The following is a 24,827-nucleotide window of genomic DNA, read 5'->3' on the forward strand; positions in this document are numbered from 1 at the left end:
TCCGTTGACTTACCTTCGGCCTTCAGCCGCAATACGTCGTCGGATTTGTGTCTCATGGCGAAAGCTGACGAATCACGTGCCACCCGCGTGCCGAGGGAGAGGGAGACTGTATTTTCGATCGCTGAGGTTTCGTAATCCTCGGTCTTAACGGGCGCCATAACAAGCTCCTTTGCAATCATTGGACTGTCAGAATTAATGACGCCGATGTTGCTGCGAGTAAATTCAGATCTTAGGAGTATCTGATGCAAGCTTTATTCGGTACGGACGCTGAGGCACGCATACCGGCCTCGTTGCAATACTAGTGAGCCGCGTACAAATAACTTACTCTGGAACCGACGCCATTTGAAATGCCGTCTTTTGTAAGTATGCGGATTCCGACGTGAAGCCGGCCGGCATTCCGATCAAAGACCGGCACGCCCGAAGAATATCGACCGATGTTCGAAGTGAACGTTTTTGGTCTTGTCGAAACTACAAAAGCAGCCTTGTCCATCCTGCGACGTTCGAGGGGAACGATCGTCAACATGTCGTCCGGCGCAGGGATCGCGGGCAGCGGCGGCGGCGGATATTACAATGCCGCAAAGTTTGCCGTGGAAGGGATTTCCGAAGCGCTCGCCGGCGAGCTGAAGCAGTTCGGCGTCCGCGTACTGATCGTTGAGCCTGGGCCGTTTCGCACCGATTTCCTTGGACGTTCGATCACGATGGTGGCCAATGAGATGCCGGAATACGCCGCGAGCTCGCGCAAGCATTATCGCGAAACCAACAACGGTAATCAGGCAGGCGATCCCGAAAAGGCGATCGCGGTGATCGTGCAAGCGGTTGATGCCGATAACGCCCCGCTTCATCTGCCCCTCGGCCCCGTCGCACATTCGATTGCTGAGCGAAAGCTGGCTTCCTTCCGCAGTGATATCGACGCCTGGCGCGAGATCACGATCGCCACCGATTTCGACGAGCCTTGAGCGCTAGTCGCAACCTCTGTTTTGAACTTCAACATCGACTGGAAAATTATCATGATCGCAGCTTTGAAGGGGTTTACCCAGCAGCTGGTGCCGGTGAATGGCATCAAGATTAATGCCGTCACGGGGGGCTCCGGTCCGCCGATCCTTCTGCTTCACGGCTGGCCGGAAACATGGTGGGAATGGCACCATGTGATGCCGTTGCTGGCCGAGCATTTCAGCGTGGTGGCCATGGATCTGCGCGGCGCGGGTTTTTCCGATTGCCCGCTTGACGGCTATCACAAGGCGACGATGGCGCGCGACGCGCACAAGGTCATGATCGCCCTTGGGCATGAACGCTACGCCGTGTGCGGTCATGACATTGGTGGAATGGTGGCGTTGCCCCAGGCCGCCATTTATCGGGAAGCTGTTACCCACCTGGCCGTCTTGGACGTTCCGCTCCCCGGCTGGACACAATGGGAGGCGATGACTGCAAGGATTTGGCACCTCGGTTTTCATATGAACCGGGATCTACCCGAACGCCTGATTTATGGCCGTGAATATGACTATGTTTCGAGCTTCATGGCGGAGCGGTTCTACGATCACAGCACGTTCGGTCCGGCGGCCATCGAGATCTACGCGAAAGCCATGGCCCTTCCTGGCCGCACGCGCGGCGGCATGGAATGGTATCGTACCCTCGCCGCAGACCATGCGGCCGCGCTCGAGTACAAGAAGAAACCGCTCGAGATACCGGTTCTCGGGCTCGGCGGGGAACAGCGCTTCGGTGCGCATATGGTCCCGATGCTTCAGGAGTTTGCCAGCAATGTGACAGGCGGCTCAATTGCGCGGTGCAGCCACTATGTCGCGGACGAGCGGCCGGATGAAGTAGCGGCCGCTCTGATCGATTTCCTCAAGGCCAGTTGAAATTTTTCGGCCGCCCCGTCGCGGGCGCGCGGAGCACGACATTGCAGGCGATTTTCGCCCGCAACTATTGCGTTCGTCGATTCAACAAGAAAGGAAAACTACTATGACCACACCTGTCGTTCGCGCCGTTAATCATATCGGCATCACGGTGCCCGACATCGAAGCAGCAAAATCGTTTCTGGTGGAAGCGTTTGGCGGCCAGGTGATCTACCAGTCCTTCGGACCGCAGGATCCGCCGCGGTAGGGACCCGAGTTCGAGCGGGCCACTGGCGCTTTCCCTGGAACGGTCGTGCGTGCACAGGCGATGGTTAAGATCGGAACCGGACCGGACATCGAGCTCTTCGAAATGCACGGCCCCGAACAAGCCCAGCCCGTCCGGCCGAGCGACTTCGGCATTACGCACTTCGGGGTCTACACCGACGACATCGACGCATCGGTGGAGCGCTTCGAAAAGGCTGGAGGCACGTCTCTTACCGCACCGCGCGCTATTCCCTACGCAACGGAAAAAGGTGCTGGAAACAAGGTGTGCTACTGCCGCGTGCCTTGGGGCACGGACGATTGAGTTCATCACCACTCCCAACCGCATGGCCTACCATGACCAGACGGATCTGCGCCGGTGGCAGGACTAGGACAGAGCGGTATGAGTTTTGAAAACACAACGTCTCGCCGCAGCTTTCTGTCCTTCTCTGCGATGGCTGCGGCCCCGGCGCTGGCAGGTTGCGCCTCTACCTCCGGCGCCGGCCGGATGGTGGGGCAGCAGCCGACGCCTCTCCCAGATCCGATCCGCCCCATTCAGACCGCCCCGGCGCCGACGGATGCAGAGCTGGCCACACCATGTACGGCCCAATTGAGAATGGTGGCTTCCTCATTCCGCCGGTTCCTTACCAGCAGATCGATCCGCGCCACTATTGCCATCAGGTCATCGATCTGACTGGCGAGGCACTCGGCACCATCGTCGTGGACACCTCCTCGTGCTTTCTCTATATCGTCCAGCCGGGCGGGACTGCGATGCGCCACGGCGTCGGTATCGGCCGCGAGGGCTTGCTTGGCGGGGCGATGGCCTCATCCAGTAACGTCAGAAGTGGCCGCGCTGGAAGCCGCCGAATGGCGTTGGTGCACGGATCGCCTAACGATGATGGGATAGTTGGCTGCGATCGCCTCAACCTCGTGCCACCGCTATGCCCTTCAAACACAATGCCGCCCGCCGCCATCGTATCGGCAAGATGAAGTTCAAGGGGACGAACTGGGCATAATACGAAGCTGGCCTTCGCCGTCGCGGCAGTCTGACACTCCTCCGGGTGTCAAGCGAAGTGAAGATTTGACCCCGCGGCTTCTCATTTCGCCTGCCACCGGGGTCTCCTGGTTAGAATAAGTTGGCAGTCAGCGTCTAATGCGTCGTAATTTCCACCGCTATTCTTGGGTGCCCGCGATAGTCTCGCGCTCACTTGCGTCTTCAACGTCGCTCGCGACAGGCAGGGTATCCCGATGCTCTCGGACGAATTCCTTTCGTGCGGCGAGCTTGGATACTTCGTCGTTCCCAATCGCTACACCACCAGGCGCGAACTCACCGTCAATCTGCTTCTCCGCCCGTTCCCAATGTTCAAGGTGTTTGCCCTCGGGCTTTCCTTCATGCTCCCATATGGCATACGCCCGCTCTCGGATCTCGTTTTCGCGATCGCGGACGTTGGACGGCTGCGAAGTTTCAACATTCCCACTAGCTGTAGGGTCGATTGATGATTTGGTTATCCTGTCGCGTGCCATGATGATCTCCTCTTTGGGTTATCAACAAATGTGAGGAGCGAATGTTCCAAACATGGTTGCGCTATGCGCACGCCGGGCGCGACCGCTTCGATACGGGATCGAGGACCGATCGCTGGGAGGAGGCGCCGTTAAGTGCCCTAGCTTCCGACGCGACGGGAACGCAGTTCCACCCGCGAACGTTGCGCTGCTCGCGTCCTGCCGGACCAGCCGCACCAAACCCACCACCAAAGAAGTTAGCTCGCTCGGAATAATGCGAGGAGCGGGATGTCTACCCTCATGAACACTTCGAGAAAGATCAGGATATGACAGTGACAGCCTTCTTTTGCGGTATGCGCATTCTGGTGGCGACATCGTTCCTCGCCATCGCGCCGTTCATGGGTCGATGAGACGTATGTGAAGGTCAAGGGCAAGTAGGGCGTCTTTACCGAACCGTCGGCAACACCGTGATTCGATCGATCCCTTTCTGTCCCCGAGCTACAATACCAAGGCCGCAAAGCGCTTCCTAAGCAAGGCACTTTCTAGCTTGATCCATCAATGAGAACGGCGCCTTTCTAGTTGCGCAGGCGGTGGAAGATGCCCAGCCAGAATTGATATTCTTCATCGTCACCCTCGCACCAAGCCTCAAATGCGCACCATGCCACGGTCGTTGGCGCGCTGTCTCCGCAAAGCGCGATCGTGTCATGGACTATTTGATGATTATTACGAGCAGTATCGGATTTGCCGTCAAAGCAGCCGCCAGAACGCGTCGTTGAATTTCGAGACAAGTCAATACCTCCTGCGTCCGGCGCAGGGAGTTGATTTTGGAGCCGGACGTTGGAAGCTCATTTAGGAGCTGCGAAGGTCGATCCAGCCGACCATCCTATCGTCCTGGGCATTTTGCTCGTGACAAACATGTCACGCCGAAAGGGGCTTCGTGGAAGAAATCCGACGACGTCGTAATTCTGCGACTATGATCGTTTCCGTGAGCGGCGATCGGCTTCTTCCACCTCTATCCTCAGTACTTCAAGATGATCCTGACAGACTGCTTCTACCTGATCGATCAAATCCGTCGTGCGGTTCAAGAGCCAGGCGAGCGCCTCACGGCTTATCTCATAGTGCTTTGAATAGCGCGCCTTGACATATGCTTCATTGAGAATGTTGAACCAGGCGACAAAGCGCTGCTGATCGCGGGGCCAAGCGTTCGCCAACTGCTGCGCCTGACTTTCAGCGAGGCCACGCAGGTGCTTGAGATTGTGGGAGGCTGGGCTGTAATTGGTCAGCACGAGTAGCAGCGTGGCGTAAGCCTGTTCGATCGACTGATGTAGGAGGAACGCGGATTCTTTGAGATCACCTTCATTCATGTAAAACAACGAGCCTTTTGCGAATTTCCGAGCATGGGGAAGCCGGTCTTCGAAATACTCTGTTGCGAATTTATAGGCATCCGCAGGGTGAAGGAGATTGGGATCGGCCAACGGCGTGTCATCAAGCTCATATAGCACAATGCCATCTCGGCGGAGGTCGACGAAGAAATATCGGCCTTGCTTGAGTAGGGTGTTCACCTCGCGAAGTGAATGTACGATGAAATTCACCGGCGTCTTGATTTCCGGCAAATGTATGAACCGATCCGCGGCCTTCTGCCAATAGCCGGAGAAATCGGTAAGCTTGCGATTGTTGACGACAATCAGCAGATCGAAGTCCGAGCGGTATCCTTTTTTGGTATACGGCTCGTCGACCCAGCTACCCCGCGCATAGGATCCGAACAGGATGATTTTCAGGATGCGGCCACGCTTCTTGAAATCCGCTGAGCCGCCCTTCAGCGCGTCTTCAAACTCCTCATGTAACACCTCGAGGACCCGAGCGAGCTCGCGCTGCTTGAGCGGCGGTAGATGGTCGATGCTGGACTTCATGAACAACGGCGGCTCTTTCACGGACATTGGATAGGCATAAAGGAGCTTGCGCTCCAAATCCACAGGGTGCGCGAAGGCTGTGAGAAAAGCAACAAAAATGTTGCATCAAAAATTGGAGAATTACACTAGACTTTTATGTAGGAAATGTGAATATTGAGCGATATAGCGCCGAAATCGACAGAAATCTGTGAAATACGGCGATTTTTCCGCTATTTTTGATGCAGCATAATTCCAAATCACTGATCTGGTAGCTACAAGAGAAGGGCTGTCGTATGAACCCAGAGGTGCTTTTCTGGTCGCAAAATCCCGACTTTTATCTCGTGTTCAGCCACATTCTCGCAGTGGAGGGGCTGAGTTGCGTGCTCTTGGACGAGGAAGAGGTGGGAGAGCTTGCAGGACGCACGTCTGTTTTAGCGATTGTCCTCGACACCGAAAACAATGCTGAGCATGCGCTGCGCGTTTGCAGCCTGATCAAAGCCGATCGGACAACGGCGCATATTCCTTTGCTCGCGCTGATTCCCGGCGGCGATGAGCGGCACTATCTGGATCTCCTCAAGGCCGGTGTGACCGAAAGTTTTGTTCGCCCGATTTCGCCGGCAAGGATATTGGGCTATCTGCAATCTCTCCTGTCGGGATTGCCTCTGGGAATGGGAGGCATTCGGCGGGACGGCAGTACGTTCAACGTTTGGAAACTCAGTATCGAGGTAAGCAAGAGGCTGGTCAGGCACGGTTCGAAAGAAATTCAGCTAGGCCCGATCGAATTCAAGCTTCTATGCCGCTTGCTTCAAGCACCGGGCCGCGTCTTCAGCCGATCGGAACTCATCGAAGCGGCCTGGCCTCCTAATTACTATGTCCAGCCAAGAACGGTCGATGTTCATGTCGGCCGGTTGCGCCGCATGCTGGAGCAGATGATCGGTCGCAACATTATCCGCACGATCCGGTCCAGCGGTTACGCGGTTGAATTTGGCTAGTTCCTACACAAACAGCTTCACATATGATCGACTATGTCACATCATGCATATTGTATATTGCAGAAGAATTCCGGCCCCGTTTATTGAAGTTGCTGGGGCGATGATTTCAACCTCCGGTCTGCACACTGACCGACCGGAGTTTGAAATATGGAAAAGAAGATTTCCGCACGTTCTAATCGAAACGGGAAGGCAACTCATCGTAATACGGGCAGCTTGATCGATACGGCTGGGCGCCATTTCGAAGCTGCCCATTACCAAGGTATCATGTCGATTTACGCCCATCCGTCGGAAGGTAGGGCCGTCAGGCCGAACTTCGAGGATCGCGTGGTTGTCGACTTTGTCCGATGCTCCTATTTGGGTCTGGACAATCATCCCGACATTGTCGAGGGTGCCGCTGAAGCCGTACGGAGTTCGGGCACACTGCATTGGTCGTGCGCCCGCACCCGGTTGAACTTTGCAAGTCTCGGTGAATTGGAAGAATCCCTCTCCGATCTCTTCGCCGCGCGGGTGATCACTTACACCACAGTGCTCGCAGCCAATATGAGCGCCCTGCCGTTGGTCGCATCTGGCCATCTTACTGGTGGTCTTAAGCCCGTCATGGTGTTCGATCGCCTAGCGCACGCAACCCTTGCCCACCACAAAGGAACCATTGCCCAGGAGACACGTGTCGAGACAATAGCCCACAACGACCTCGATGCTCTCGAGCGGCTATGCCGCCAGAATAAAGCCGTCGCATACATCTGCGACGGCGTCTACTCCATGGGTGGCAGTGCTCCGATATCCGCGCTGCGCCGTCTCCAAGAACAATATGGCCTGTTTCTCTATATTGACGATGCGCACGGAATCTCGCTCTTCGGCAGGCGTGGTGAAGGCTTTGCGAAGTCCCTAATTGGTGAATTGGGCGACAGGACCATTATCGCAGCCTCTCTCGGCAAGGGCTTTGGTGCATCTGGCGGCATGCTCATGCTGGCTACGGCGCATCAGGAGGTCCTGTTCCGCAGATTTGCAGTGGCTCATGCCTTTTCGGCATCGCTCAACACGGCCGCTATTGGTGCCGGCCTGGCATCCGCACAATTGCATCGAACCGAAGAATTACCCCATCTGCAGCGAACGCTACAGCAAAAAATAGCCTTGCTTGACGGTCTGATGCCGACGGAACAGCATGGAGCCCGGCTTCCGATCCGCACTGTCCATTTTGGTGATGAATTACTCGCGATTGGCGCCGCGACAAGTCTCTTCAGGCAAGGCTTTTACACCTCGGCGATCTTCTTTCCCACCGTATCAAGGGGCAACGCCGGCCTGAGGATATGCGTCACTGCAGGCCACGCAGATGAGGAAATCCGGTCTCTCTGCGCAGCAGTAGTTGCGATCCAGGATGAAATCCAGGCAAATTCGGAATAATCGGCGAGCAGATCTCGGCGACGAGTTCAAACGGCACATGTGACCTCGCATCCTGCAAACGTCATTCTGTGATCGGCGACCATTTGGAGCGCCGACCTAGCAGTAGCTGCAAGAAACGAAGATCCGAGGCGTATAAGTGGATTTAGTCCAAATCGCTTGCAAACGCTCTATAGAAACGCAGGTTCTCGCGAGGTTTGGCGAGCCTTTTTGACGAGGGGCGCGAGCCAATCGTTCGTCCGCAGTTAGAAAGCGCTTGTTCAACATCTTTTCTGCGCAAAACCGATATTGCAGATGCGACCATCTGCAATCGCGCATCGAATTATAGTGCATTAGGATATATAGTATAATCGCACCCTTTGCCCGTGCTAGCTACTCTGCCCAAAGGCTCGAAGCTTCTCAAAAATCTCAGGTGCGATCTCGAATTGACGTGCCTTGCCGCGTCCCATGGAATTCTTCACGAAGGTCTCCGTGAGCATGCCACGTTTGAGTAACGGTTCTATGACTTCCGAAACGCCCATACGCGTCAGCTTCGTAATTTCAACGAGATTTGAGATAGTTAGGGCCTGATGCCCCTGATTCATGATGTAGAGAATGCTCATCATGCCGACCTGCTTCAGTCTGGATTGCGGCGTCTCGTCTTCCTGCGGATGGTCCATGATTTCGCGCAGAATGAAGGCTGCGAACGAAAGACTGTGCAATTGTGTGTTGAAGGTGCTTGTCATCTTTTTAACTGCATTATATAAGTTAGTATTAGCGACGAAGGACTTCCCAAGGGAAGTCGCAACGATCGCTTGATGCTGTCACATCGAAGGGTCCTAGCCATGAAAAACCTTCTGGTTGGTATAGTCTCCGCCGTTGCCGGCTGTGTTCCCATATACCTTATTTTAGGGGGTGATGCGCGCGCCGATGACTGGGGATGCCAGGTTATCCTGTGTCTTTCCAATCCGGGTGGCCCAACGCAATTTGCCCAATGCCGCCCACCGATCAGCAAGCTCTGGCAGGCGCTCGCCAAGGGAGCTTCCTTTCCAACTTGCAGCGGCGTCGGCTTCCGGGCCTCCCAACCCGGCTATGAACCCTATTCATGCAATGACGGCTATAGCCTGACCGCACGCTATGGTGACCGCGGCCAGGAGGCCATCTGTATTTCCGCAACGCTTCAAAAGGTCGATGCCCGATATTGCCGCTCCGGCCGCGATAGCGCTGCCGAAAACACCGATTTGGTCGCCTTGGCTCGATGGCAGCGGAGGGAAAGGCACCTGCAATGCATGGGTTATCCGACTGAGCGACCGAGCAGGCGCTTGCAGCCGCATTACGTCGACGTGACCATCGACGGTGTCGGTAGCCAACGTGTGTGGTATTGATCGATGACCATCGCCTTCACAGATCTTGCTGAAACCTGCGCGCCAGCGGTTGCGATGGAAACGCTGGCTGCCGTCGTCAGCCTGGAAAGCAATTTTCAGCCCTTCAATATCCGCATCAATAGCGGCCTTCCGCTTGAGCGGCAGCCAAAAAGCAAGGCGGAGGCGATCGAAACCGCAGCCACGCTGGTTGCTGAGCACCAGGACATCCAGCTCGGGCTTGGCGGTGTGGGGATCGAGGAACTGCGTAAGCTCAATCTAACAATCTCCGATGCTTTCGATCCCTGTCTCAATCTTAAGGCGACCGCGACCTTGCTCGACGGTTACTATCGTCTGGCGGTCCGCGCAGGTGCTGCTTCGGGACAGGCCGAGCGCGTGATGCTGCAATCCTATTATGGGCGCTCCGATCCTTCCGTCGGGAAAATGGTTCGATATGACGAGCAGATCCGGCATGAGGCAAAGCGGCTTTCGGCGAGATTGGCCTCGTTGGCGATCGGGCAGGGACCTCACAGGCCGGATGGTGTCGACGCCAAGGCAATCGCGACACCCTCCGTCGCTAAGGCCGAGGCATCGCAACAGCCGGTAGCGAGAGCGCCATTCTGGGATGTGTTCAATGCGGCGCGACGCTCGTCCGCGCTCGTTTTCCAAAACGATCAACCGGAGCAGCCTGAATGATATCAAGGATTAACATCCGTGCACTTGCGGCCATTGTCTCTATGGCTGCTGTGTTTTCGGCAGTCACGATCGAACCCGCCTTCGCCCAGAGCACCGGCGGCATCGAGACGGTTCTGCAGAACATCGTTACATTGCTCACGGGCAATGTCGCCAAGTTGCTCGCGACGATCGCCGTCATCATCGTCGGAATTGCGTGGATGTTCGGTTATCTCGATCTGCGAAAGGCAGCCTATGTCGTGCTTGGCATCGGCATCATCTTCGGTGCCTCGCAGATTGTCAGTACGATCTCAGGGGGCTGAGAGAATGCCAGACCAAGTCAAACTTGAGGAAGACACGCTTTTTCTTGCTTGCACGCGGCCGGCGATGATTGCCGGTGTCACAATGGAAGCTATGGGCGCCAACGTCATGATGACGACAATCCTCTACATCATCGCAGGCTCGATCGCCTACGCGCTTGTCGGTGTAGTCTTCCATCTCATCTTTCGCGCGCTCGTCAAGCATGACCACAACATGTTCCGCATTCTGCTCGCCTGGATCGAGACGCGCGGCCGTTCGCGCAATGGCGCCTACTGGGGCGGTGCTTCGCTGACGCCATTGAGGCTCGTGCGGCGCTACGATGAGAGGGACTTGGGCCTTGCATAGCGCTTCTCTCCTCAAATCCCGCGAACTCGATCCAGAGACCTTCATCCCCTACATCCGTCATGTAGATGAGACGGTGATTGCGCTCGATTCAAGAGCTCTAATGGTGATGATCTCAATTGAGGGCGTATCGTTCGAGACAGCCGATAGTCTAGATCTGAATGGCCTTTATCGCGACCTCAATACGCTCTACCGCAATATCTCCGACGAGCGTTTGGCAATCTGGACCCATATCATCCGGCGCCGCGACGACACCTATCCCGATGGCGAATTCTCCAATCCTTTCTCGGCATCGCTCAACGGCAAATATCGCGAGCGAATGGTGCGGGAGGACTTGTTCCGCAACGACCTCTATCTCAGCTTGCTATGGTATCCGAACCGCGATCCCGCTGAGAGGTTTGCGAGCTTATTAGTGCGGCTGCGCAAAGCGCGCAACACAGCTTCCGAGCTCGACGCGGATGGGGTGAAGCATCTGCGTGACAAGCTCGCTGATCTAATGGCGGGGCTGCAGCGTTTCGCGCCCCGCGTGTTGTCGATTTGCGATGAGAAGGGCATTCTGTTTTCCGAGCCCAGCGAAGTGTTGCATCAGATCATCGGCGGTCGCCGTGAGCGTATTCCGCTGACACAGGGAAGGATTTCCGCCGCCATTTATTCTGATCGCGTGATCTTTGGACGAGAGACGATTGAGATCCGCCACGAGGGCGCCAGCCGCTTTGCCGGCATGTTCGGCTTCAAGGAATATCCGGCGAGGACCCGCAGCGGCATGCTCGACGGCATTCTATCGGTCCCTTTCGAGTTGATCCTGACGCAGTCCTTCGCTTTCACCTCAAAAACGGATGCGCGCTCCATCATGGGACGCAAGCAGAACCAGATGGTGAGTGCTGGCGACAAGGCGGCGTCACAGATCGAGGAACTCGATGCGGCGATGGACGAGCTCGAATCGAACCGTTTCGTGCTTGGCGAGCATCATCTGACGCTTGGGGTATTCGCCTCCACGGTCAAGGAACTAACCGACAATCTCGCCAAGGCTCGCTCCCATCTGACCAGTGGTGGCGCCGTCGTTGCACGTGAGGATCTTGGGCTTGAGGCGGCCTGGTGGGCACAATTGCCGGGTAATTTTCGTTATCGAGCACGCTCAGGTGCAATCACATCGCGGAATTTTGCAGCACTCTCGCCGTTTCATGCCTATCCGTCGGGCAAGAAGGACGGCAATGAATGGGGGCCGGCCGTCGCCATGCTCAAGACCGCGTCAGGTGCGCCGTTCTATTTCAATTTCCATTGCGGCGATCTCGGCAATACTTTCGTCTGTGGCCCATCGGGCGCCGGTAAGACCGTGCTGGTCAATTTCATGCTCTCACAGCTCGAAAAGCACGATCCGCACATGGTCTTTTTCGATAAGGACCGTGGCTCCGATCTCTTCGTGCGCGCCGCCGGCGGCATTTATCTGCCGCTCAGGAACGGGGAGCCGACGCGATGTGCGCCGCTGAAGGCGCTGGAGTTGACGCCGGCAAACAAGGTGTTCCTAGCCCGCTTTATCGGCAAGCTAGTCAGCTCGACGGCACGCGATCTCTCCGCTCGCGAAGCCGACGAGATTGCTCTCGCGATCGAAGGCCTCGCCGATTTGCCAAGAGGACAGCGCACGATCGGGGCGCTGCGCGCGTTCCTCAACAATGCCGATCCGGAAGGGATTGCCGCCAGACTGCGCCGCTGGGAGAGCGGAGGGCCACTAGGCTGGGTCTTCGATAACGAGGCCGATGACATCGGCATCGGTTCCAAATTCCTCGGCTACGACATGACGGACTTTCTCGACAACGAGGAGATCCGCACGCCGCTCATGGCCTATCTCTTCTACCGCGTCGAACAATTGATCGATGGCCGGCGCATCATCATCGTCATCGACGAGTTCTGGAAGGCGCTACAGGACGAGAACTTTATCGATCTCGCCCAGAACAAGCTTAAGACCATCCGCAAGCAGAACGGCTTGATGCTTTTTGCCACGCAAAGCCCTCGCGATGCCATCAACTCAGCGATTGCGCATACCATCATCGAACAATGCCCGACGCAGGTCTTCCTGCCGAACTCACGTGGCGATCGTGCCGACTATGTCGATGGCTTCAAGCTTACCGAACGGGAGTTCGAGTTGCTTTCGCGCGAGCTCTCCATCGAGAGCCGCCGTTTCATCGTCAAGCAGGGGCACAACAGTGTTGTCGCCGAGCTCGATCTCGGCGGCTTCGATGACGAACTCGCAATCCTCTCCGGGCGGACAGCAAATATTGAACTCGCCGATGCAATCCGCGCCGAACTTGGAAGTGGCGAGGATGACTGGTTGCAGCCTTTTCAGCAAAGAAGGAGTGCAGGCTGATGTTTCGACCCAAACTGGCTACCCTGACGATGGCGGTCGCCCTAATTCTTTCAACCAGTCCCGCGGACGCACAGGGCATACCTGTGATCGACCAGGCAGCGATTGCCAAGCAGATCGAAAGTATCATTCAGCTCAAATCGCAGCTTGATGCGCTGAGCCGGCAGATCCAACAGGCCGAGCAGCTTTATGGCTCTCTGAATAAGCTGACAAATATGGCCGATATTGCCGGCGTCTTAAACGATCCCGCGATCCGAAAGGCGTTGCCTGAGGATTTCTCCACTATTGAGCGCCTTCTCAAAGGTTCAGGTTCAGGTGCGCTCGGCGACGCCGCCTCAAAATTCTTAAGCGACAATTCGACCTATAAGACGAGTGCCAATGATTTTTACGCCCAGGAACTGTCGCGCGTTCAGAACAGGAATGCCGGACAGATGAGCCTCGGTCAGCAGATCTACGACGCCGCAACCAAGCGGATCGACGGCATCGACCAGCTGCGCCAACAAATCTCGTCAGCAAGCGACGCTAAAGACATTGCCGACCTACAGGCGAGGTTGCAGGCAGAGACGGCCTTTCTCCAGACCGATGTGCTGAGAATGCAAGGCCTGCAGATGGTGCAGCAGGCCGAGAGGCAGATCGATGAACAGCGCAAGGCCGAAGATTGGCGCAAGCGCATGGATGCCATGGGAGCGGCGCTGCCATGAAGTTTCTTGTTCTCTTCACACTGGTCGTCTCATTGTTCGGCTGTTCAAAGGAATCCGAGCGTGTCCATTGCGTCGAGGAATTTCTTGCGGATGAGCAGCTGCTTGCCAACACGATCGCAAAGTGCCGCAACAATCCGGGTGAACTCCAAGGTACGCCAAACTGCATGAATGCCGCAGCAGCCGATTGGAAAGCTCGCCTAGAGCGCATGGGAAAAGCACTCGGGGGCTAAGCCATGTATAAGGTCTTTGCTTTTGTCGATGGGCAGTTCAAGGCGCCGCTGGAGAGCTTCATTTCCTCGGGCACATCAAATATTGCCAGCTGGGTCGCCGGCCCACTAACGGCGGCATTGACACTTTATGTCATTCTCTACGGCTTTCTGATCCTGCGTGGGTCCGTGCACGAGCCGATTATGGATTTTGCCTTTCGGGCGATGAAGCTCGCCATCATCCTGATGCTGGTCAGAAACGCCAGCGAGTATCAAACGTATGTTAGCAAGATCTTCTTCGATAGCTTGCCAAAGGAGATCTCGCAGGCGTTGAACTCCGGAACCGTTCCAAGTGCCTCGACCTTCGATAGCCTTCTGGACAAGGGTCAGAAGTGCGCGAGGGAAATCTGGTCGCACGCCTCATGGGGCATCGACATCGTCACTGGTATCGGCGGTATGCTGGTCATTTTGGCAAGCTTCGTGGTCGCCGCGATCGGTTATATCGTCTCGCTCTATGCACGGCTCGCGTTGGCGATCGTGCTCGCCATCGGACCGATTTTTGTGGCGCTCGCTATGTTCCCCTCGACGCGGCGCTTTACCGAGGCATGGATCGGACAGCTGACCAATTTCGTGGTTCTGCAGGTACTGGTTGTTGCGGTTGGATCGTTGCTGATTACCTGTATCGATTCCACCTTCACAATGATCGAAGGTTACAGCGACGTACTCATGAGGCCCGTCGCGCTCGGCGCGATTTGCCTCGCTGCCGTCTACGTCTTTTATCAGTTGCCAGGAATAGCCTCGGCCCTTGCCGCAGGCGGCGCCTCGCTCACCTACGGCTATGGCGCGGCGCGCGATGCGCATGAAGGCACGCTTGCCCGCGGGGCGCGTGCCGTCGCCCGTGGTCTGCGATCAAAAGGGGCTGGCTGGTGGTGAATTTCAAGCAACGACAAAATGGCTTCTTCAGGATGATGCGAATATTTGTGGTGTTATGCGTCGCGTCGGCACTTGGCAGTTGCGCGTCACTCTCCTATCCCCTGCCCAAATGCGATGGATACTCGCGTCGACCGCTCAATCGAGCCATGTGGCAGTGGGACGGTGATCGTCGACCTACATCGCAATCCCTGGACCGTCCGTCAACGCAATCCGCCGGCACGCCGCATGGATATGTCGAGGAAAAACCGGACGGCGTTCCCACTGCCTTTGCGCATTTCGATGTCGCGAACTCCTATCGACCGTGCGTGGAGTAATGGCGATGGTCACGACGGATAATCTCAAGAGCTATTTCGAAAAGGCGCGGCGTTTCGATCAGGATCGCATGATTCAGTTGGAACGCTCGGCCCGTATCGCCTGGTTCATAGCGATCGCGGCCGGCGCTCTTGCCGCAGTATCGATAGTTGCGCTTGCCGGCCTCACACCGCTGAAGACCGTCGAGCCTTTCGTGGTCAGGGTCGATAATTCGACCGGTATTGTGGATGTCGCTTCCGCGCTTACCTCAACCGCCGGCACTTACGATGAAGCGGTGACGAAATATTTCGCGGCGCGCTATGTGCGTGCTCGCGAAGGCTACGTCTGGAGCGAGGCGGAAGAGAATTTTCGCACGGTCTCACTACTGTCGACGGCATCGGAGCAGACCCGCTTCACTGCTCTCTATCGTGGCAGCAATCCGGATTCGCCCCAGAACATTTACAGCCGCAGTGCCTCGTCACGGGTCAATATCGCCTCGATCTCGCTGATCAGCGGCAACGTCGCGTCGGTTCGCTACATGCGTACGATCACTCGCGGTGATGAGGCGCGTACGACCCATTGGGTGGCGACGCTCACCTTTTCCTATGTAAATGCGCCGATGTCCTCGACCGATCGGTTGGTGAACCCGCTCGGCTTTGTCGTCAGCGATTATCGGTCCGACCCGGAGGCCATCAATTGAAACGTCGCTATTTGATTGTTCTGCTCGCGGTAGCAGGTTGGTCTTCGCCCGTCCTTGCGCTGGAGACGCCGCGCGGCGCTCCGCAAGACGGTCGTATCCGCTTTGTTGACTATCAACCCTACAATATCACAAGGGTCGTAGGTTCGCTGCGTTCGTCGGTCCAGATCGAGTTTGCGGCCGATGAAGAGATCGCTCATGTGGCGCTTGGAAATACCGTTGCCTGGGAAGTGGCACCGGCCGGCAATATTCTCTTCCTAAAGCCACGGGAAAACCAGCCGGTCACCAACATCTCGGTGATAACCACGCGCCGGGATGGCTCGACCCGCAGCTATCAGATGGAGCTGACGGTCCGAGATGGACCGGTTGCTGCCGGTCAGGATACTTACTTCTACGTCAAATATCGCTATCCGGCCGACGAGGCTGAGCGTCGGCGACAAGACGCGGCCGCGCACGCGCAGGCGGCTCAAGCAGGGCAAGCAGACCAAGTATTGGCACTGCACGAGCAATATGGACCACGCAACTGGCGATATGCGGCGCAAGGATCGACAGCCCTCGAACCACAGGCGGTCTATGATAACGGCAAGATCACGACCTTTGCCTTCAGGGCCAATCAGGAAATGCCGGCAATCTATATGGAAAACTCAGACGGCACCGAAAGCCTGGTACCAAAGTCGGTCGATGGGGAGCTTGTGGTCGTTCACGCGATCAGCCGCAAGTTCATCCTCAGAAGGGGAGGCGATGTGCTTTGCGTTTTCAACGAAGCCTACGATCCAGCAGGCATCAATCCCGATACCAATACCACGTCTCCTTCAGTGGAACGCGTTGTGAAATCGCAGGCACCAGCCGCGCAGCAATAGGGAGACGGGAATGTCTGATGAGATGGAGGAACCTATTCCCGGAGAACGTGCCGAGACCGCTGTCAGCGGGCGGGCCAATAGTAATCCGGTTCTGAAGCGCGGCGCCGTGGTCTTGGCGATGGTTGCTTTCATAGGATTTTCGCTCTGGTCGATGCGCGATCAGCAAAAGCCGGATGCCAGTCAACCCGAGCGTGTCGTCATCCGCCAGAATACGGACTTCGAGCCGGCCAAGGAGGAACCGAAGACTACAATCACTCTTCCGGAAGCGCAGTTGCCAACGCCTTTGGCGAGAGAGCAAACCGTCGTGACAGAAGATCCGTTGTTGGAGTCTGCCCGTCGTGCGCCCGTGATGGCCTATAATGGGCAGCAGACTTCGCCGCCACAGCACGGCGATGGCGCCGTTTCCTCAGATACTAGCTCCAATTACCTTCCCCTCCCGGGAAATTCCGCGGCGCTCAACGGACAAGCTGAAAACGTAGATCAGCGCTTCAATAGGATGTTAACACCGACGCGCCTGGAAGGATCGCGTGCCGGCATGCTGGGCAACCGCGATTTCATCGTCGCCATGGGCACCTCTATACCTTGCGTGCTTGAGACGGCCCTTGCATCCGACCAGCCGGGGTTCGCCAGTTGCGTGATTAGTCGCGATGTGCTCTCCGACAACAGCCGGGTGGTGCTCATGGAAAAGGGAACACAGGTCGTTGGAGAATTTCGTCGTGGCTTGACCCGAGGCCAGAAGCGCTTGTTCGTGCTTTGGAACAGGGCAAAGACGCCGAAGGGCATCATCATCACGCTTGCGTCACCCGCAACCGATGCGCTCGGGCGAGCAGGTATGGACGGTTATGTCAACACGCATTGGTGGGAGCGGTTTGGAAGTGCCATACTGCTTTCGATCGTCGGCGATGCCACCACTTATACCAGCACCCGGCTGCAGGACAGCGATGTCCAGGCGCAGAATACCACGTCAGCGGGCCAGCAGGCTGCAGCGATCGCCGTCGAACAATCGATCAATATCCCGCCGACGCTGACGAAGCATCAGGGCGAGCTTGTATCGATCTTTGTTGCCCGTGACCTTGATTTCTCCGGTGTCTATAGCCTGCGCGTCATCGAGCCGCGCAACAAGGTTCTTGATCCGGCGGCATCGGGGGATTTCAGATCTCGAACGACGTTAGTGACGAAGTAGGACGAGGATGACCGAAGCTTCCGACGCAGGCGTCGTCCGTGAGCTGCTTTCGCCACTATCGCGCTTCCTAAAAGACGCATCACTTTATGAGATCGTCATCAACCGACCAGAAGAGGTGCTGACGGAGGGGCCAGAGGGATGGCAGTCTCACGAGCTCCCGGAGCTTGGCTTCGACAAGCTCATGCGTCTAGCGCGTGCCGTCGCGACCTATTCGAACCAGGCGATCGACGAGTCCCGGCCGATCTTGTCGGCTACCTTGCCGGATGAAGAGCGGATCCAGATCGTCGTACCACCGGCAACGACCAAAGGCACGGTCAGTATCACGATCAGAAAGCCGTCGGCGGTGACACTGACATTGGACGATCTCGAAGGTGCTGGGTTGTTTTCTAAAGCCACCGTCGTGAGCACCGGCGTCGCATCGTGGGATAAGAAACTGATCGATCTCTATGAGGCGGCCAATTACGCGACATTTCTGCACCAGGCCGTGCTCGCGCGCAAGAATATCATTATCTCGGGCGCGACCGGGTCGGGCAAGACCACCCTGTCAAAGGCATTGATCCGGCACATTCCGGAGCAAGAGCGGATTATCTCGATTGAAGATACGCCGGAACTGGTCATCTCGCAGCCCAATCACGTCAGGCTTTTCTATTCGAAAGGAGGGCAGGGGCTGGCGAAGATCGGCGTGAAGGATCTTCTCGAATCCTGCCTCAGGATGCGTCCTGATCGTATTCTTCTGCAGGAACTGCGCGACGGCGCGGCCTTCTACTATATACGCAACGTGAATTCGGGGCACCCTGGGTCGATCACAACTGTACACGCGGATTCCGCGCAGCTGGCGTTCGAACAATTGACGCTGCTGGTAAAGGAATCCGAAGGTGGCCGTGATCTTACTCGCGATGATATTCGCGCGCTGCTAGGGGCCGCCATCGATGTCATCATACAGTGTAAGAGATCCGATGGCCGATTTCTCGTCACAGAGATATATTTTGAACCGTCCGCGAGATCGAAGTCAGCGAGATGATCGACGCGACAGGTCCTCGTTCTGGATCACAACCGCACGTGCTGTCACGAGCATTGGCTTCCTCGCATCTGTTGGAAACCGTCGACGAGGGAGCGGAACCGCTTTAGTTTGTCGGAAGATCGGAGCTGTTGCGGGACGTGAGCCTCAGCTTCTCCAGAAACGATTGGCTTTGACAGCCAGCTTCATCTCTTTACGCCGAAAATAAATCGCCCGACCGCAACGGATTGGGCTGTGACCTTGCACGATGATAATCTGCTCATCCTTGCGCATGGACTGGGTGATTTCGTGCGGCATGATCAGCGGCCGGCGATGGAGGTTGACGTTTTCTGATTGGCGCGTTCCGCCATTCGCATTACCCCAACCGAGATTGCGTGAACGACTGCGCACCTCGACGGTCATTTCTCCACATTGAGCCGATACGCTTCGAGCGGTTTCCAGCGCCTTAATCGCCGCGTAGGACGCGAATGCACATCCGTCGATCCAGGACGTTGCGCCATCTTTCCCGAAATGACGCTCAAGCTGGCCGACCGATTGATACATCAGCATCAAGGTGATCCCGTATTTACGGCCACGGTCGCGTGCCTCTTCGAGCGCGCGCATGTATCCCAGCAGATCAACCTCATCAAGCATGAACAGGGCCCGGCGCTGGAAGTCACCGTCGGCCTGGATCATGGCATTCAGTAGTGACCCGATAATAACCCGGCCAATCCCCGGATAGGAGCGCAGGATTGAGGCGGGGATGTTGAGAAATACATCCTTAGATCCTTTGGCGATGTCACGCGATTTGAAGGCATTGCCGCAGACGAGGCTTGCGTAATTGTCCAGCGAAAGCCACTGCGTGTCCTTGGAGGCGGTCGAATAGACGCCGGAAAAGGTCTGCTCGGTCATATTGGTAAACACGCCAAGGGTTTCGCGGATGAAGGCGGATCCAGAGTTTTCCTGGATGTCTCGTAGCATCGAAAGGACGGATGGCTCAGGCTCGGAGACGATAAGCCGCAAGCTACGCAGGGTGCGGCGGCCGGCATAATCGGGAGAGAACATGACGTGGGCGAGCAGACCTGTCAGAAGATTGTGGGCCTGGTTCTGGAAATAGGCGTTGGTGGAAGATTCGATGCGCAGACTGTCAGACAGCAGCATCTGAGCGATACCGACAATATCCTCCTCCTTGCGCTGCGACGTCTCAATGCCGTCAAGTACGTTGAAGCCCATCACCGGATTGGTCGGGTCGAGCACCATGACTTCGCGGCCAAGAGCCTGCATACGGTGGTCAAGCACCATCGGCGCAACCTCTGTCGACGGATCGAGGCAGATGAGCGGTCCCCGGTAGCGCAGCGCGGTCGGTATGACGTTGCTCGTTGTCTTAAAGCCGCCTGAACCGGCAAAGAACAGCATGTGGGTTGAATCAAAATCCTGACGGTAGGTCAGAAGCGGCGCTTTCCCGCCCCGTCCCCAGGTCGGGAGTTTGTTTGGATCGAAGGAAAGATCGCGAACGAGTTCACGGTCGACGCGGTAGCGCTCTCCGACAACGATCTCTCCATCCGCGGGAAAGAGTTTCGCGGCCGCCGCCATGGGCAGCCAGTCGGCATCGCCGAAGACGCCACGCCTTGCTCGCTTGATCGGATCGGAAACGACGACCGATACTCGTGCCGAAATGGCGACAAGGCCGAAGCCGACGATGATGCCCACCACAGCGAAGGCATCGAGATAGGATAGCGCTCCATCCCATGTGATGATTTGCCGACCGATTAGCGGCACGAGGCGGGAATATTCGCGGGCGCCATAGTATCCGGCGACAGTCAAAAAGCAGCCCAGGCCCGCGATCGCTATCGGCTTGCGGCGATGTTGCGGCAGGGACAGAACCATCAGCAATCCGGTAGCTGGGCCAATGAGAAGTACGGGCACGGGTGCGGCACGAAGGAACCAGTAAGCGCCCTTTATAGGCATGCCGCCGGCCCACAATTGCCATTGCGACGAGACGATTGCAGCGGAGAGCGCCGTGGCGACAATCGGAACAAGGGCCAACAGCATGCTCGAATGCAGCCTGCTACCGAGCGCCATTACCCGATTTCTCTATTGGGCGTCGAGCTCAGTTGAGCTGCAAAAGCCTCAGTGCCGATCCGCGTCAGCCACTGCTGCTCGGTCGAGCTTACAAGGATGTTTGCCATCGGCAAGAAGTCGCCAGAGAGAACGGCGCGGTCTGCGTTCGCCAATCCGGCCCTGACGACGATTGCGCCAAGTCTGAACTTCGTGCTTTCGCCATGCGCGCTCCTAGCCATTTTGGGCAGTCTCGGCCACGGCTTCAGACGCAGGAGCTGGCAATCGAGGTGTTTGAGAGGATAGCTGGTTGAGGTTCTTGACCTCTGGCTGAAATCGCCGGGAGATATCGTCGAAGATCGCATCGAGTTCTTCATCTGAGATATCCAACTCGGCTAGACCGGACTTTGTTGCAGCCCTGACAAAGCGCTCCGCCGATTTTACTATCAGAAGTTTTTTGCGGTTTCTGAGTTTCTCGATCTGTGCGTCAATATCTGAAATAGCTGCTTTTGCTGGCATTGTGAGCATTCTCCGGTGTTGCGCGGGCACCAATGACATCGGTTATACTATAATAAATAATATAGTTAAATGGCTATGTTGATTCAGCCTCAAAAATCCATAACCCGTCAGATAGGGCGATGCCCAAGCCGAAAGGCTGCTGACGTGGGTTTGGTGAACCGCGCGAAGGCAATGTGACGATTGTTAACCGAGGGAGAAGTTAGGTGCGGAAATCTTCTGCAAACGGAACCAAGGGGCAGACCGACTGGAATGCCATCAACTGGTGGCAGGTCAATCGGCGCGTTCGCATTCTGAGACAGCGTATCTTCCGGGCTTGCCGTGGGCAGCTTCTGGGGCTTCTTGGGAAGTGGCAATGCTTCCCCAGGCCCCCAGTCCCTCTCGAGCGTGACGTTGAAGAAAAATCGCAACGCCGAAATGGCGATGTGGATCGAGCCGGGCATCAGCTTCTTCTCGTTGGCGAGATAGACCTGATAGGTCCGAATATCCTCGCGGCCGAGCAAGTCTGGCGACTTGCCAAAGTGTCGGGCGAACAGCGACACCTGTTGCAGATACGAGAGCTGGGTATTGAGCGAAAGATTGCGCACCTGCACGTCTTCGCTCATGCGCTGGCGAAGTGGGGTCATGATGAGCTCCTCTGTGCGATGGAATGGGCTGGAAAGCAGCCGTCCCATCCTCTCGCAGTTGGGGCTCCTACTGAATATCTGACCTACTTGCCGCTCCGGCGTAGCGGAGCGGGTTAGTCCAATGCGGATAACTCAAAGTGGTGAAGGAAGACAAGCGTGCAATCTTCAGCCCCCCCCCGCCCATGTGCAGCGCGCCGCCGATTTCCCGCGTGGTCTGCAAAGCGTTGCCAAATCCAAGGAAGGAGCCGCCGCGTAAGCGGCGGTTCCCCTTGTTCTGGCGAGAAAAACGCGCCGCCAGGGGCGGGCGCTGGATATAAAAGGTTTGCATATTATCGGATATAATCAATTCTATTGAGTATATTGAGATGTTGTCAAACTTGAAATGGTTTGAGAATCGTGTAATATACTCAGTATGGCTATGCAATCTGCATCATTGTTAAACCGACTTGAGAAAGATCTCCCCGAGGGGCTGGTCGTGGATGCCGCTTGGCTGGAAGAGCGCGGTATCGCCAGTAATTTGCGTGCTTACTACGTCAAGGCCGGCTGGCTGGAACAGCCGGTGCGCAGCGTCTATAAAAGGCCGCGTGGCAGGCTGAGCTGGCAGCAAGTTGTTATCTCTCTTCAGACCCTGCTCTTGCGAACACCGTTCTATGTCGGTGGGCGCACGGCATTGGAGCTACAGGGCTTTGCGCATTATCTTTCGCATGAGACCAAGACCGTTCACCTCTACGGGCCGGGCAAGCCGCCCGCATGGCTGAACAAGCTGAACCTTCCCCAGCGCTTTGTCTATCACAACAGCGCGACCCTCTTCCGGAATGATCCCGTAACAAAGGGGCTTGGCAGTCTTGCCTGGGATATCGCGGACGGAACAGGCCTTGATCTCACCCGCTTTCAGGGCGGCAGTCTGACCTCGCTTGCCTGGGGGCAGTGGGATTGGCCTTTGACGCTTTCGCAGCCCGAGCGCGCCTATCTCGAAATGCTTGATGAATTGCCGCGCCATGAGAGTTTCCATCAAGCCGACATGATCATGCAGAGCGCAGCAAATTTCAGCCCGAGACGGCTGCAAAAACTGCTGGTGGATTGCGGCAGTGTGAAGGTCAAGCGCCTGTTCTTCTATTTCGCGGATCGGCATGGCCATGCATGGCTCAAGCGTCTGGATAAAACCGCCATCGATCTCGGCAAGGGCAAACGCATGCTTGTGCCCGGCGGCAAACTCGATCCGGCCTATCTCATAACCGTGCCAGAGGACCTCAATGCCGTTTCGTGATCAGTATCAGGCCCAGGTCAGGCTCCTCATGCGCCTTATTCCCATCGAGGCGCGAGAAGCCTGTTTTGCGCTCAAGGGCGGAACGGCGATCAATCTCTTTGTGCGCAACCTGCCGCGCCTCTCCGTCGATATCGATCTGATGTATCTGCCAGTGAATGAAAGGCCGGAGGCTCTGGCGGACATCGACGCCGCCATGAAGCGCATCAAGGCGGCAGCTTTGGCGGAACTGCCCGGCGCGCGCGTTACCGAAAACCTCCATGATGGAGCGATCCTGCGCCTTCTTGTGATGGCCGCGGGAACACAGGTGAAGATCGAAGTTTCGCCCGTGTTGCGCGGTGTGGTTCACGAACCTTCCACGATTCCCGTCACCGAGGCCGTTGAAGAGGTCTTCGGCTTTGCCGAAACCAGCGTCCTGTCCTTCGAAGACCTTTTCGCTGGCAAGCTGGTTGCCGCCCTCGACAGTCAGCACCCGCGCGACCTCTTTGACGTGCGCGGCCTGCTCACCAACGAAGGGCTGAGCGATGACCTGCGTGAAACCTTCATCGTTTATCTGCTCAGTCACAACCGCCCCATGGGCGAAGTGCTATCAGGCCGCGTCAAAGACCTTGCGAACGAATACCAGAACGGCTTCGAGGGCATGACCGAGGAGGTTGTTGCCATCGAAGAGTTGATAGAAACGCAGCATGAAATGATCGAGGCGCTAATCGGCGGCATGCCGGATCATCACCGTGAATTTCTGATCGGCTTCGAGCGCGGCGAACCGGACTGGCCCTTGCTCAAGATAGGTCATGTCGCAGAGCTTCCCGCCATCCGCTGGCGGCAGCGCAATCTCGACAAGCTCAAGCCCGAACAGCGTTCCGTTCTGGTCGAATTGCTGCGATCTTCCCTTGAACGGCGCGTATAGAAATACCCGCCCCGCCAGCTCTGAACACCGGAAAGCAGCGATATTGGGAGCGTCAACTGGGTAGGGGAAGTACGGCAAGATAAAGCGAACCGGGGTTCGCGCTCGCCTTGCTCGTAAGTGATTGTCTGCAATGTTTTCCAGCCGGAAAACATTGCAGACGCAGCTCGAACAGGCACGCAATGCAGGGCCTGACTTGGATTTACGCTGTACAGATAAGGCCGGCGAGCCGTTCAAACGGCTAGATGTAAGTGTCACTCGCTACACGCCACTGACCCATTATAAATTTGAAAACTGCTTAGTTTAGTGAAGCAACGCCGCCTGATGGCAACAGACTTTGGACCCAGAGTTGCCGCAGAACGCAATACCGGCGGAAGCAATCTGATGGCGACCTGGACACAACACTCCCTGATTGGATCGGTTCACACGTCCGGATGTTCCGTTTCTTCGGCGGCGTTCCACGGCTGATTGGAAGTCAATGTTCCGCCAATTGGAACTTGCAAGGTCGCAATTTGGGGAGAAGGATACCTTCCGGCCGGCGGTTCGCTGCCGACGCACCCTCTGCACCGGAGAGACCCGCAACGCCCCCTCAGAATTCGGCTGTAAGTGAGTTTGCCGTGACGGTCTATGGCTCGAGTAGCGGCTTCTGGCACCTGCCGCAGAGACCACGATGTCCAAATACGAT

The 24,827-nt window shown here is 56.6% G+C and carries 24 protein-coding genes and 4 pseudogenes; 21 read left to right on the forward strand and 7 right to left on the reverse strand.

What is annotated here, in order from left to right:
- Nucleotides 1-410: 410 nt before the first annotated feature.
- The 4 genes and pseudogenes from GA0061101_RS28125 to GA0061101_RS28140 all read left to right on the forward strand — a co-directional run.
- Nucleotides 411-956: pseudogene (locus GA0061101_RS28125) on the forward strand (SDR family NAD(P)-dependent oxidoreductase); the annotation flags it as partial.
- 51 nt (nt 957-1,007) lie between these two features.
- Complete coding sequence (locus GA0061101_RS28130) at nt 1,008-1,856, forward strand: alpha/beta fold hydrolase (protein ID WP_092576102.1); 849 nt, start codon at nt 1,008-1,010, stop codon at nt 1,854-1,856.
- 103 nt (nt 1,857-1,959) lie between these two features.
- Nucleotides 1,960-2,485, forward strand: a pseudogene (locus tag GA0061101_RS28135) (VOC family protein).
- A gap of 11 nt (nt 2,486-2,496) precedes the next feature.
- A pseudogene (locus GA0061101_RS28140) lies at nt 2,497-2,926 on the forward strand (L,D-transpeptidase); the annotation flags it as partial.
- A 340-nt stretch (nt 2,927-3,266) separates the two neighbouring features.
- On the opposite strand, the gene GA0061101_RS28145 reads toward GA0061101_RS28140, so the two are convergent.
- A complete protein-coding gene (locus tag GA0061101_RS28145; protein ID WP_092576105.1) occupies nt 3,267-3,617 on the reverse strand; it encodes a DUF2934 domain-containing protein in 351 nt (116 codons plus the stop codon).
- A 947-nt stretch (nt 3,618-4,564) separates the two neighbouring features.
- Nucleotides 4,565-5,503 (reverse strand): nucleotidyltransferase and HEPN domain-containing protein, encoded by a 939-nt coding sequence (locus tag GA0061101_RS28150; protein WP_092576232.1) that lies wholly within the window; start codon nt 5,501-5,503, stop codon nt 4,565-4,567.
- A 272-nt stretch (nt 5,504-5,775) separates the two neighbouring features.
- Here GA0061101_RS28150 and GA0061101_RS28155 point away from each other — a divergent pair, with 272 nt between their 5' ends.
- Nucleotides 5,776-6,474, forward strand: coding sequence for a winged helix-turn-helix transcriptional regulator (locus GA0061101_RS28155; RefSeq protein WP_037190887.1), 699 nt, complete (start codon nt 5,776-5,778; stop codon nt 6,472-6,474).
- A 147-nt stretch (nt 6,475-6,621) separates the two neighbouring features.
- Nucleotides 6,622-7,875 (forward strand): 8-amino-7-oxononanoate synthase family protein, encoded by a 1,254-nt coding sequence (locus tag GA0061101_RS28160; RefSeq protein WP_037190884.1) that lies wholly within the window; start codon nt 6,622-6,624, stop codon nt 7,873-7,875.
- Between the two features lie 365 nt (nt 7,876-8,240).
- On the opposite strand, the gene GA0061101_RS28165 is transcribed toward GA0061101_RS28160, so the two are convergent.
- Nucleotides 8,241-8,597, reverse strand: a complete 357-nt coding sequence (locus GA0061101_RS28165; RefSeq protein WP_037190881.1) for a transcriptional regulator — start codon at nt 8,595-8,597, stop codon at nt 8,241-8,243.
- A 99-nt stretch (nt 8,598-8,696) separates the two neighbouring features.
- Between GA0061101_RS28165 and GA0061101_RS28170 the strand changes: the two genes are divergently transcribed.
- From GA0061101_RS28170 to virB11, 13 genes are read left to right on the forward strand one after another with little or no spacing between them, the layout of a single operon-like run.
- A complete protein-coding gene (locus GA0061101_RS28170) occupies nt 8,697-9,236 on the forward strand; it encodes a hypothetical protein (RefSeq protein ID WP_092576107.1) in 540 nt (179 codons plus the stop codon).
- Nucleotides 9,237-9,239: 3 nt separating this feature from the next.
- Nucleotides 9,240-9,908 (forward strand): lytic transglycosylase domain-containing protein, encoded by a 669-nt coding sequence (locus tag GA0061101_RS28175; RefSeq protein ID WP_092576110.1) that lies wholly within the window; start codon nt 9,240-9,242, stop codon nt 9,906-9,908.
- Nucleotides 9,905-10,207 (forward strand): TrbC/VirB2 family type IV secretion system protein, encoded by a 303-nt coding sequence (locus GA0061101_RS28180; protein WP_037190870.1) that lies wholly within the window; start codon nt 9,905-9,907, stop codon nt 10,205-10,207. The genes GA0061101_RS28175 and GA0061101_RS28180 overlap by 4 nt, the downstream gene beginning before the upstream one ends.
- A 4-nt stretch (nt 10,208-10,211) precedes the next feature.
- A complete protein-coding gene (locus tag GA0061101_RS28185; RefSeq protein ID WP_092576114.1) occupies nt 10,212-10,550 on the forward strand; it encodes a VirB3 family type IV secretion system protein in 339 nt (112 codons plus the stop codon).
- Nucleotides 10,543-12,909: a VirB4 family type IV secretion/conjugal transfer ATPase gene (locus GA0061101_RS28190; protein WP_092576116.1), complete on the forward strand. Its 2,367-nt coding sequence runs from the start codon at nt 10,543-10,545 to the stop codon at nt 12,907-12,909. Before GA0061101_RS28185 ends, GA0061101_RS28190 begins: the two co-directional genes overlap by 8 nt.
- Entirely contained in the window at nt 12,909-13,607 is a 699-nt protein-coding gene (gene virB5, locus GA0061101_RS28195; protein ID WP_092576119.1) for a P-type DNA transfer protein VirB5, read from the forward strand. The genes GA0061101_RS28190 and virB5 overlap by 1 nt, the downstream gene beginning before the upstream one ends.
- Entirely contained in the window at nt 13,604-13,837 is a 234-nt protein-coding gene (locus GA0061101_RS28200) for an EexN family lipoprotein (RefSeq protein WP_092576121.1), read from the forward strand. Before virB5 ends, GA0061101_RS28200 begins: the two co-directional genes overlap by 4 nt.
- Before the next feature lie 3 nt (nt 13,838-13,840).
- Nucleotides 13,841-14,746, forward strand: coding sequence for a TrbL/VirB6 family protein (locus GA0061101_RS28205; protein ID WP_092576124.1), 906 nt, complete (start codon nt 13,841-13,843; stop codon nt 14,744-14,746).
- Between the two features lie 32 nt (nt 14,747-14,778).
- Nucleotides 14,779-15,060 carry a hypothetical protein gene (locus tag GA0061101_RS40350; RefSeq protein ID WP_092576234.1) on the forward strand — a complete coding sequence of 94 codons (282 nt, stop codon included), beginning with the start codon at nt 14,779-14,781 and terminating at the stop codon, nt 15,058-15,060.
- Between the two features lie 5 nt (nt 15,061-15,065).
- On the forward strand, nt 15,066-15,737 hold the full coding sequence (locus GA0061101_RS28215; protein WP_092576236.1) for a VirB8 family type IV secretion system protein: 672 nt from the start codon (nt 15,066-15,068) through the stop codon (nt 15,735-15,737).
- On the forward strand, nt 15,734-16,594 hold the full coding sequence (virB9, locus tag GA0061101_RS28220) for a P-type conjugative transfer protein VirB9 (RefSeq protein ID WP_092576126.1): 861 nt from the start codon (nt 15,734-15,736) through the stop codon (nt 16,592-16,594). Before GA0061101_RS28215 ends, virB9 begins: the two co-directional genes overlap by 4 nt.
- Nucleotides 16,595-16,604: 10 nt before the next feature.
- Complete coding sequence (gene virB10 / locus GA0061101_RS28225) at nt 16,605-17,777, forward strand: type IV secretion system protein VirB10 (RefSeq protein WP_092576129.1); 1,173 nt, start codon at nt 16,605-16,607, stop codon at nt 17,775-17,777.
- Between the two features lie 7 nt (nt 17,778-17,784).
- Entirely contained in the window at nt 17,785-18,798 is a 1,014-nt protein-coding gene (gene virB11, locus GA0061101_RS28230; RefSeq protein WP_092576132.1) for a P-type DNA transfer ATPase VirB11, read from the forward strand.
- A gap of 144 nt (nt 18,799-18,942) precedes the next feature.
- On the opposite strand, the gene traG is transcribed toward virB11, so the two are convergent.
- From traG to GA0061101_RS28250, 4 genes and pseudogenes are all read right to left on the reverse strand, one after another.
- The gene (gene traG, locus GA0061101_RS28235; RefSeq protein WP_092576135.1) at nt 18,943-20,856 is read right to left on the reverse strand and encodes a Ti-type conjugative transfer system protein TraG; all 1,914 of its coding nucleotides are present in this window, start codon (nt 20,854-20,856) and stop codon (nt 18,943-18,945) included.
- A complete protein-coding gene (locus GA0061101_RS28240; protein WP_051963176.1) occupies nt 20,856-21,074 on the reverse strand; it encodes a conjugal transfer protein TraD in 219 nt (72 codons plus the stop codon). Before GA0061101_RS28240 ends, traG begins: the two co-directional genes overlap by 1 nt.
- A complete protein-coding gene (locus GA0061101_RS28245) occupies nt 21,067-21,351 on the reverse strand; it encodes a TraC family protein (protein WP_092576137.1) in 285 nt (94 codons plus the stop codon). Before GA0061101_RS28245 ends, GA0061101_RS28240 begins: the two co-directional genes overlap by 8 nt.
- A 266-nt stretch (nt 21,352-21,617) precedes the next feature.
- Nucleotides 21,618-21,974, reverse strand: a pseudogene (locus GA0061101_RS28250) (site-specific integrase); the annotation flags it as partial.
- A 412-nt stretch (nt 21,975-22,386) separates the two neighbouring features.
- Between GA0061101_RS28250 and GA0061101_RS28260 the strand changes: the two are divergent.
- Nucleotides 22,387-23,241 (forward strand): type IV toxin-antitoxin system AbiEi family antitoxin domain-containing protein, encoded by an 855-nt coding sequence (locus GA0061101_RS28260; RefSeq protein ID WP_092576143.1) that lies wholly within the window; start codon nt 22,387-22,389, stop codon nt 23,239-23,241.
- Nucleotides 23,228-24,145 (forward strand): nucleotidyl transferase AbiEii/AbiGii toxin family protein, encoded by a 918-nt coding sequence (locus GA0061101_RS28265; RefSeq protein WP_092576146.1) that lies wholly within the window; start codon nt 23,228-23,230, stop codon nt 24,143-24,145. Before GA0061101_RS28260 ends, GA0061101_RS28265 begins: the two co-directional genes overlap by 14 nt.
- Nucleotides 24,146-24,827: the final 682 nt, after the last annotated feature.

Origin of the sequence: Martinezella lusitana, assembly GCF_900094565.1 — a bacterium.
In the GTDB taxonomy this organism is placed as follows: domain Bacteria; phylum Pseudomonadota; class Alphaproteobacteria; order Rhizobiales; family Rhizobiaceae; genus Rhizobium; species Rhizobium lusitanum.

Excerpts from the sequence above, each read along its gene's own strand:
- GA0061101_RS28170 (WP_092576107.1), top strand. The coding sequence starts at position 8,697 with ATGAAAAACCTTCTGGTTGGTATAGTCTCCGCCGTTGCCGGCTGTGTT.
- GA0061101_RS28155 (WP_037190887.1), top strand. The coding sequence starts at position 5,776 with ATGAACCCAGAGGTGCTTTTCTGGTCGCAAAATCCCGACTTTTATCTC.
- GA0061101_RS28265 (WP_092576146.1), top strand. The coding sequence starts at position 23,228 with ATGCCGTTTCGTGATCAGTATCAGGCCCAGGTCAGGCTCCTCATGCGC.
- GA0061101_RS28145 (WP_092576105.1), bottom strand. The coding sequence starts at position 3,617 with ATGGCACGCGACAGGATAACCAAATCATCAATCGACCCTACAGCTAGT.
- GA0061101_RS40350 (WP_092576234.1), top strand. The coding sequence starts at position 14,779 with ATGATGCGAATATTTGTGGTGTTATGCGTCGCGTCGGCACTTGGCAGT.
- GA0061101_RS28240 (WP_051963176.1), bottom strand. The coding sequence starts at position 21,074 with ATGGCTAGGAGCGCGCATGGCGAAAGCACGAAGTTCAGACTTGGCGCA.
- GA0061101_RS28130 (WP_092576102.1), top strand. The coding sequence starts at position 1,008 with ATGATCGCAGCTTTGAAGGGGTTTACCCAGCAGCTGGTGCCGGTGAAT.
- GA0061101_RS28245 (WP_092576137.1), bottom strand. The coding sequence starts at position 21,351 with ATGCCAGCAAAAGCAGCTATTTCAGATATTGACGCACAGATCGAGAAA.
- GA0061101_RS28200 (WP_092576121.1), top strand. The coding sequence starts at position 13,604 with ATGAAGTTTCTTGTTCTCTTCACACTGGTCGTCTCATTGTTCGGCTGT.
- virB10 (WP_092576129.1), top strand. The coding sequence starts at position 16,605 with ATGTCTGATGAGATGGAGGAACCTATTCCCGGAGAACGTGCCGAGACC.
- GA0061101_RS28185 (WP_092576114.1), top strand. The coding sequence starts at position 10,212 with ATGCCAGACCAAGTCAAACTTGAGGAAGACACGCTTTTTCTTGCTTGC.
- virB11 (WP_092576132.1), top strand. The coding sequence starts at position 17,785 with ATGACCGAAGCTTCCGACGCAGGCGTCGTCCGTGAGCTGCTTTCGCCA.
- virB5 (WP_092576119.1), top strand. The coding sequence starts at position 12,909 with ATGTTTCGACCCAAACTGGCTACCCTGACGATGGCGGTCGCCCTAATT.
- GA0061101_RS28260 (WP_092576143.1), top strand. The coding sequence starts at position 22,387 with ATGGCTATGCAATCTGCATCATTGTTAAACCGACTTGAGAAAGATCTC.
- GA0061101_RS28180 (WP_037190870.1), top strand. The coding sequence starts at position 9,905 with ATGATATCAAGGATTAACATCCGTGCACTTGCGGCCATTGTCTCTATG.
- GA0061101_RS28175 (WP_092576110.1), top strand. The coding sequence starts at position 9,240 with ATGACCATCGCCTTCACAGATCTTGCTGAAACCTGCGCGCCAGCGGTT.
- GA0061101_RS28205 (WP_092576124.1), top strand. The coding sequence starts at position 13,841 with ATGTATAAGGTCTTTGCTTTTGTCGATGGGCAGTTCAAGGCGCCGCTG.
- GA0061101_RS28215 (WP_092576236.1), top strand. The coding sequence starts at position 15,066 with ATGGTCACGACGGATAATCTCAAGAGCTATTTCGAAAAGGCGCGGCGT.
- GA0061101_RS28160 (WP_037190884.1), top strand. The coding sequence starts at position 6,622 with ATGGAAAAGAAGATTTCCGCACGTTCTAATCGAAACGGGAAGGCAACT.
- GA0061101_RS28165 (WP_037190881.1), bottom strand. The coding sequence starts at position 8,597 with ATGACAAGCACCTTCAACACACAATTGCACAGTCTTTCGTTCGCAGCC.
- traG (WP_092576135.1), bottom strand. The coding sequence starts at position 20,856 with ATGGCGCTCGGTAGCAGGCTGCATTCGAGCATGCTGTTGGCCCTTGTT.
- GA0061101_RS28150 (WP_092576232.1), bottom strand. The coding sequence starts at position 5,503 with ATGAAGTCCAGCATCGACCATCTACCGCCGCTCAAGCAGCGCGAGCTC.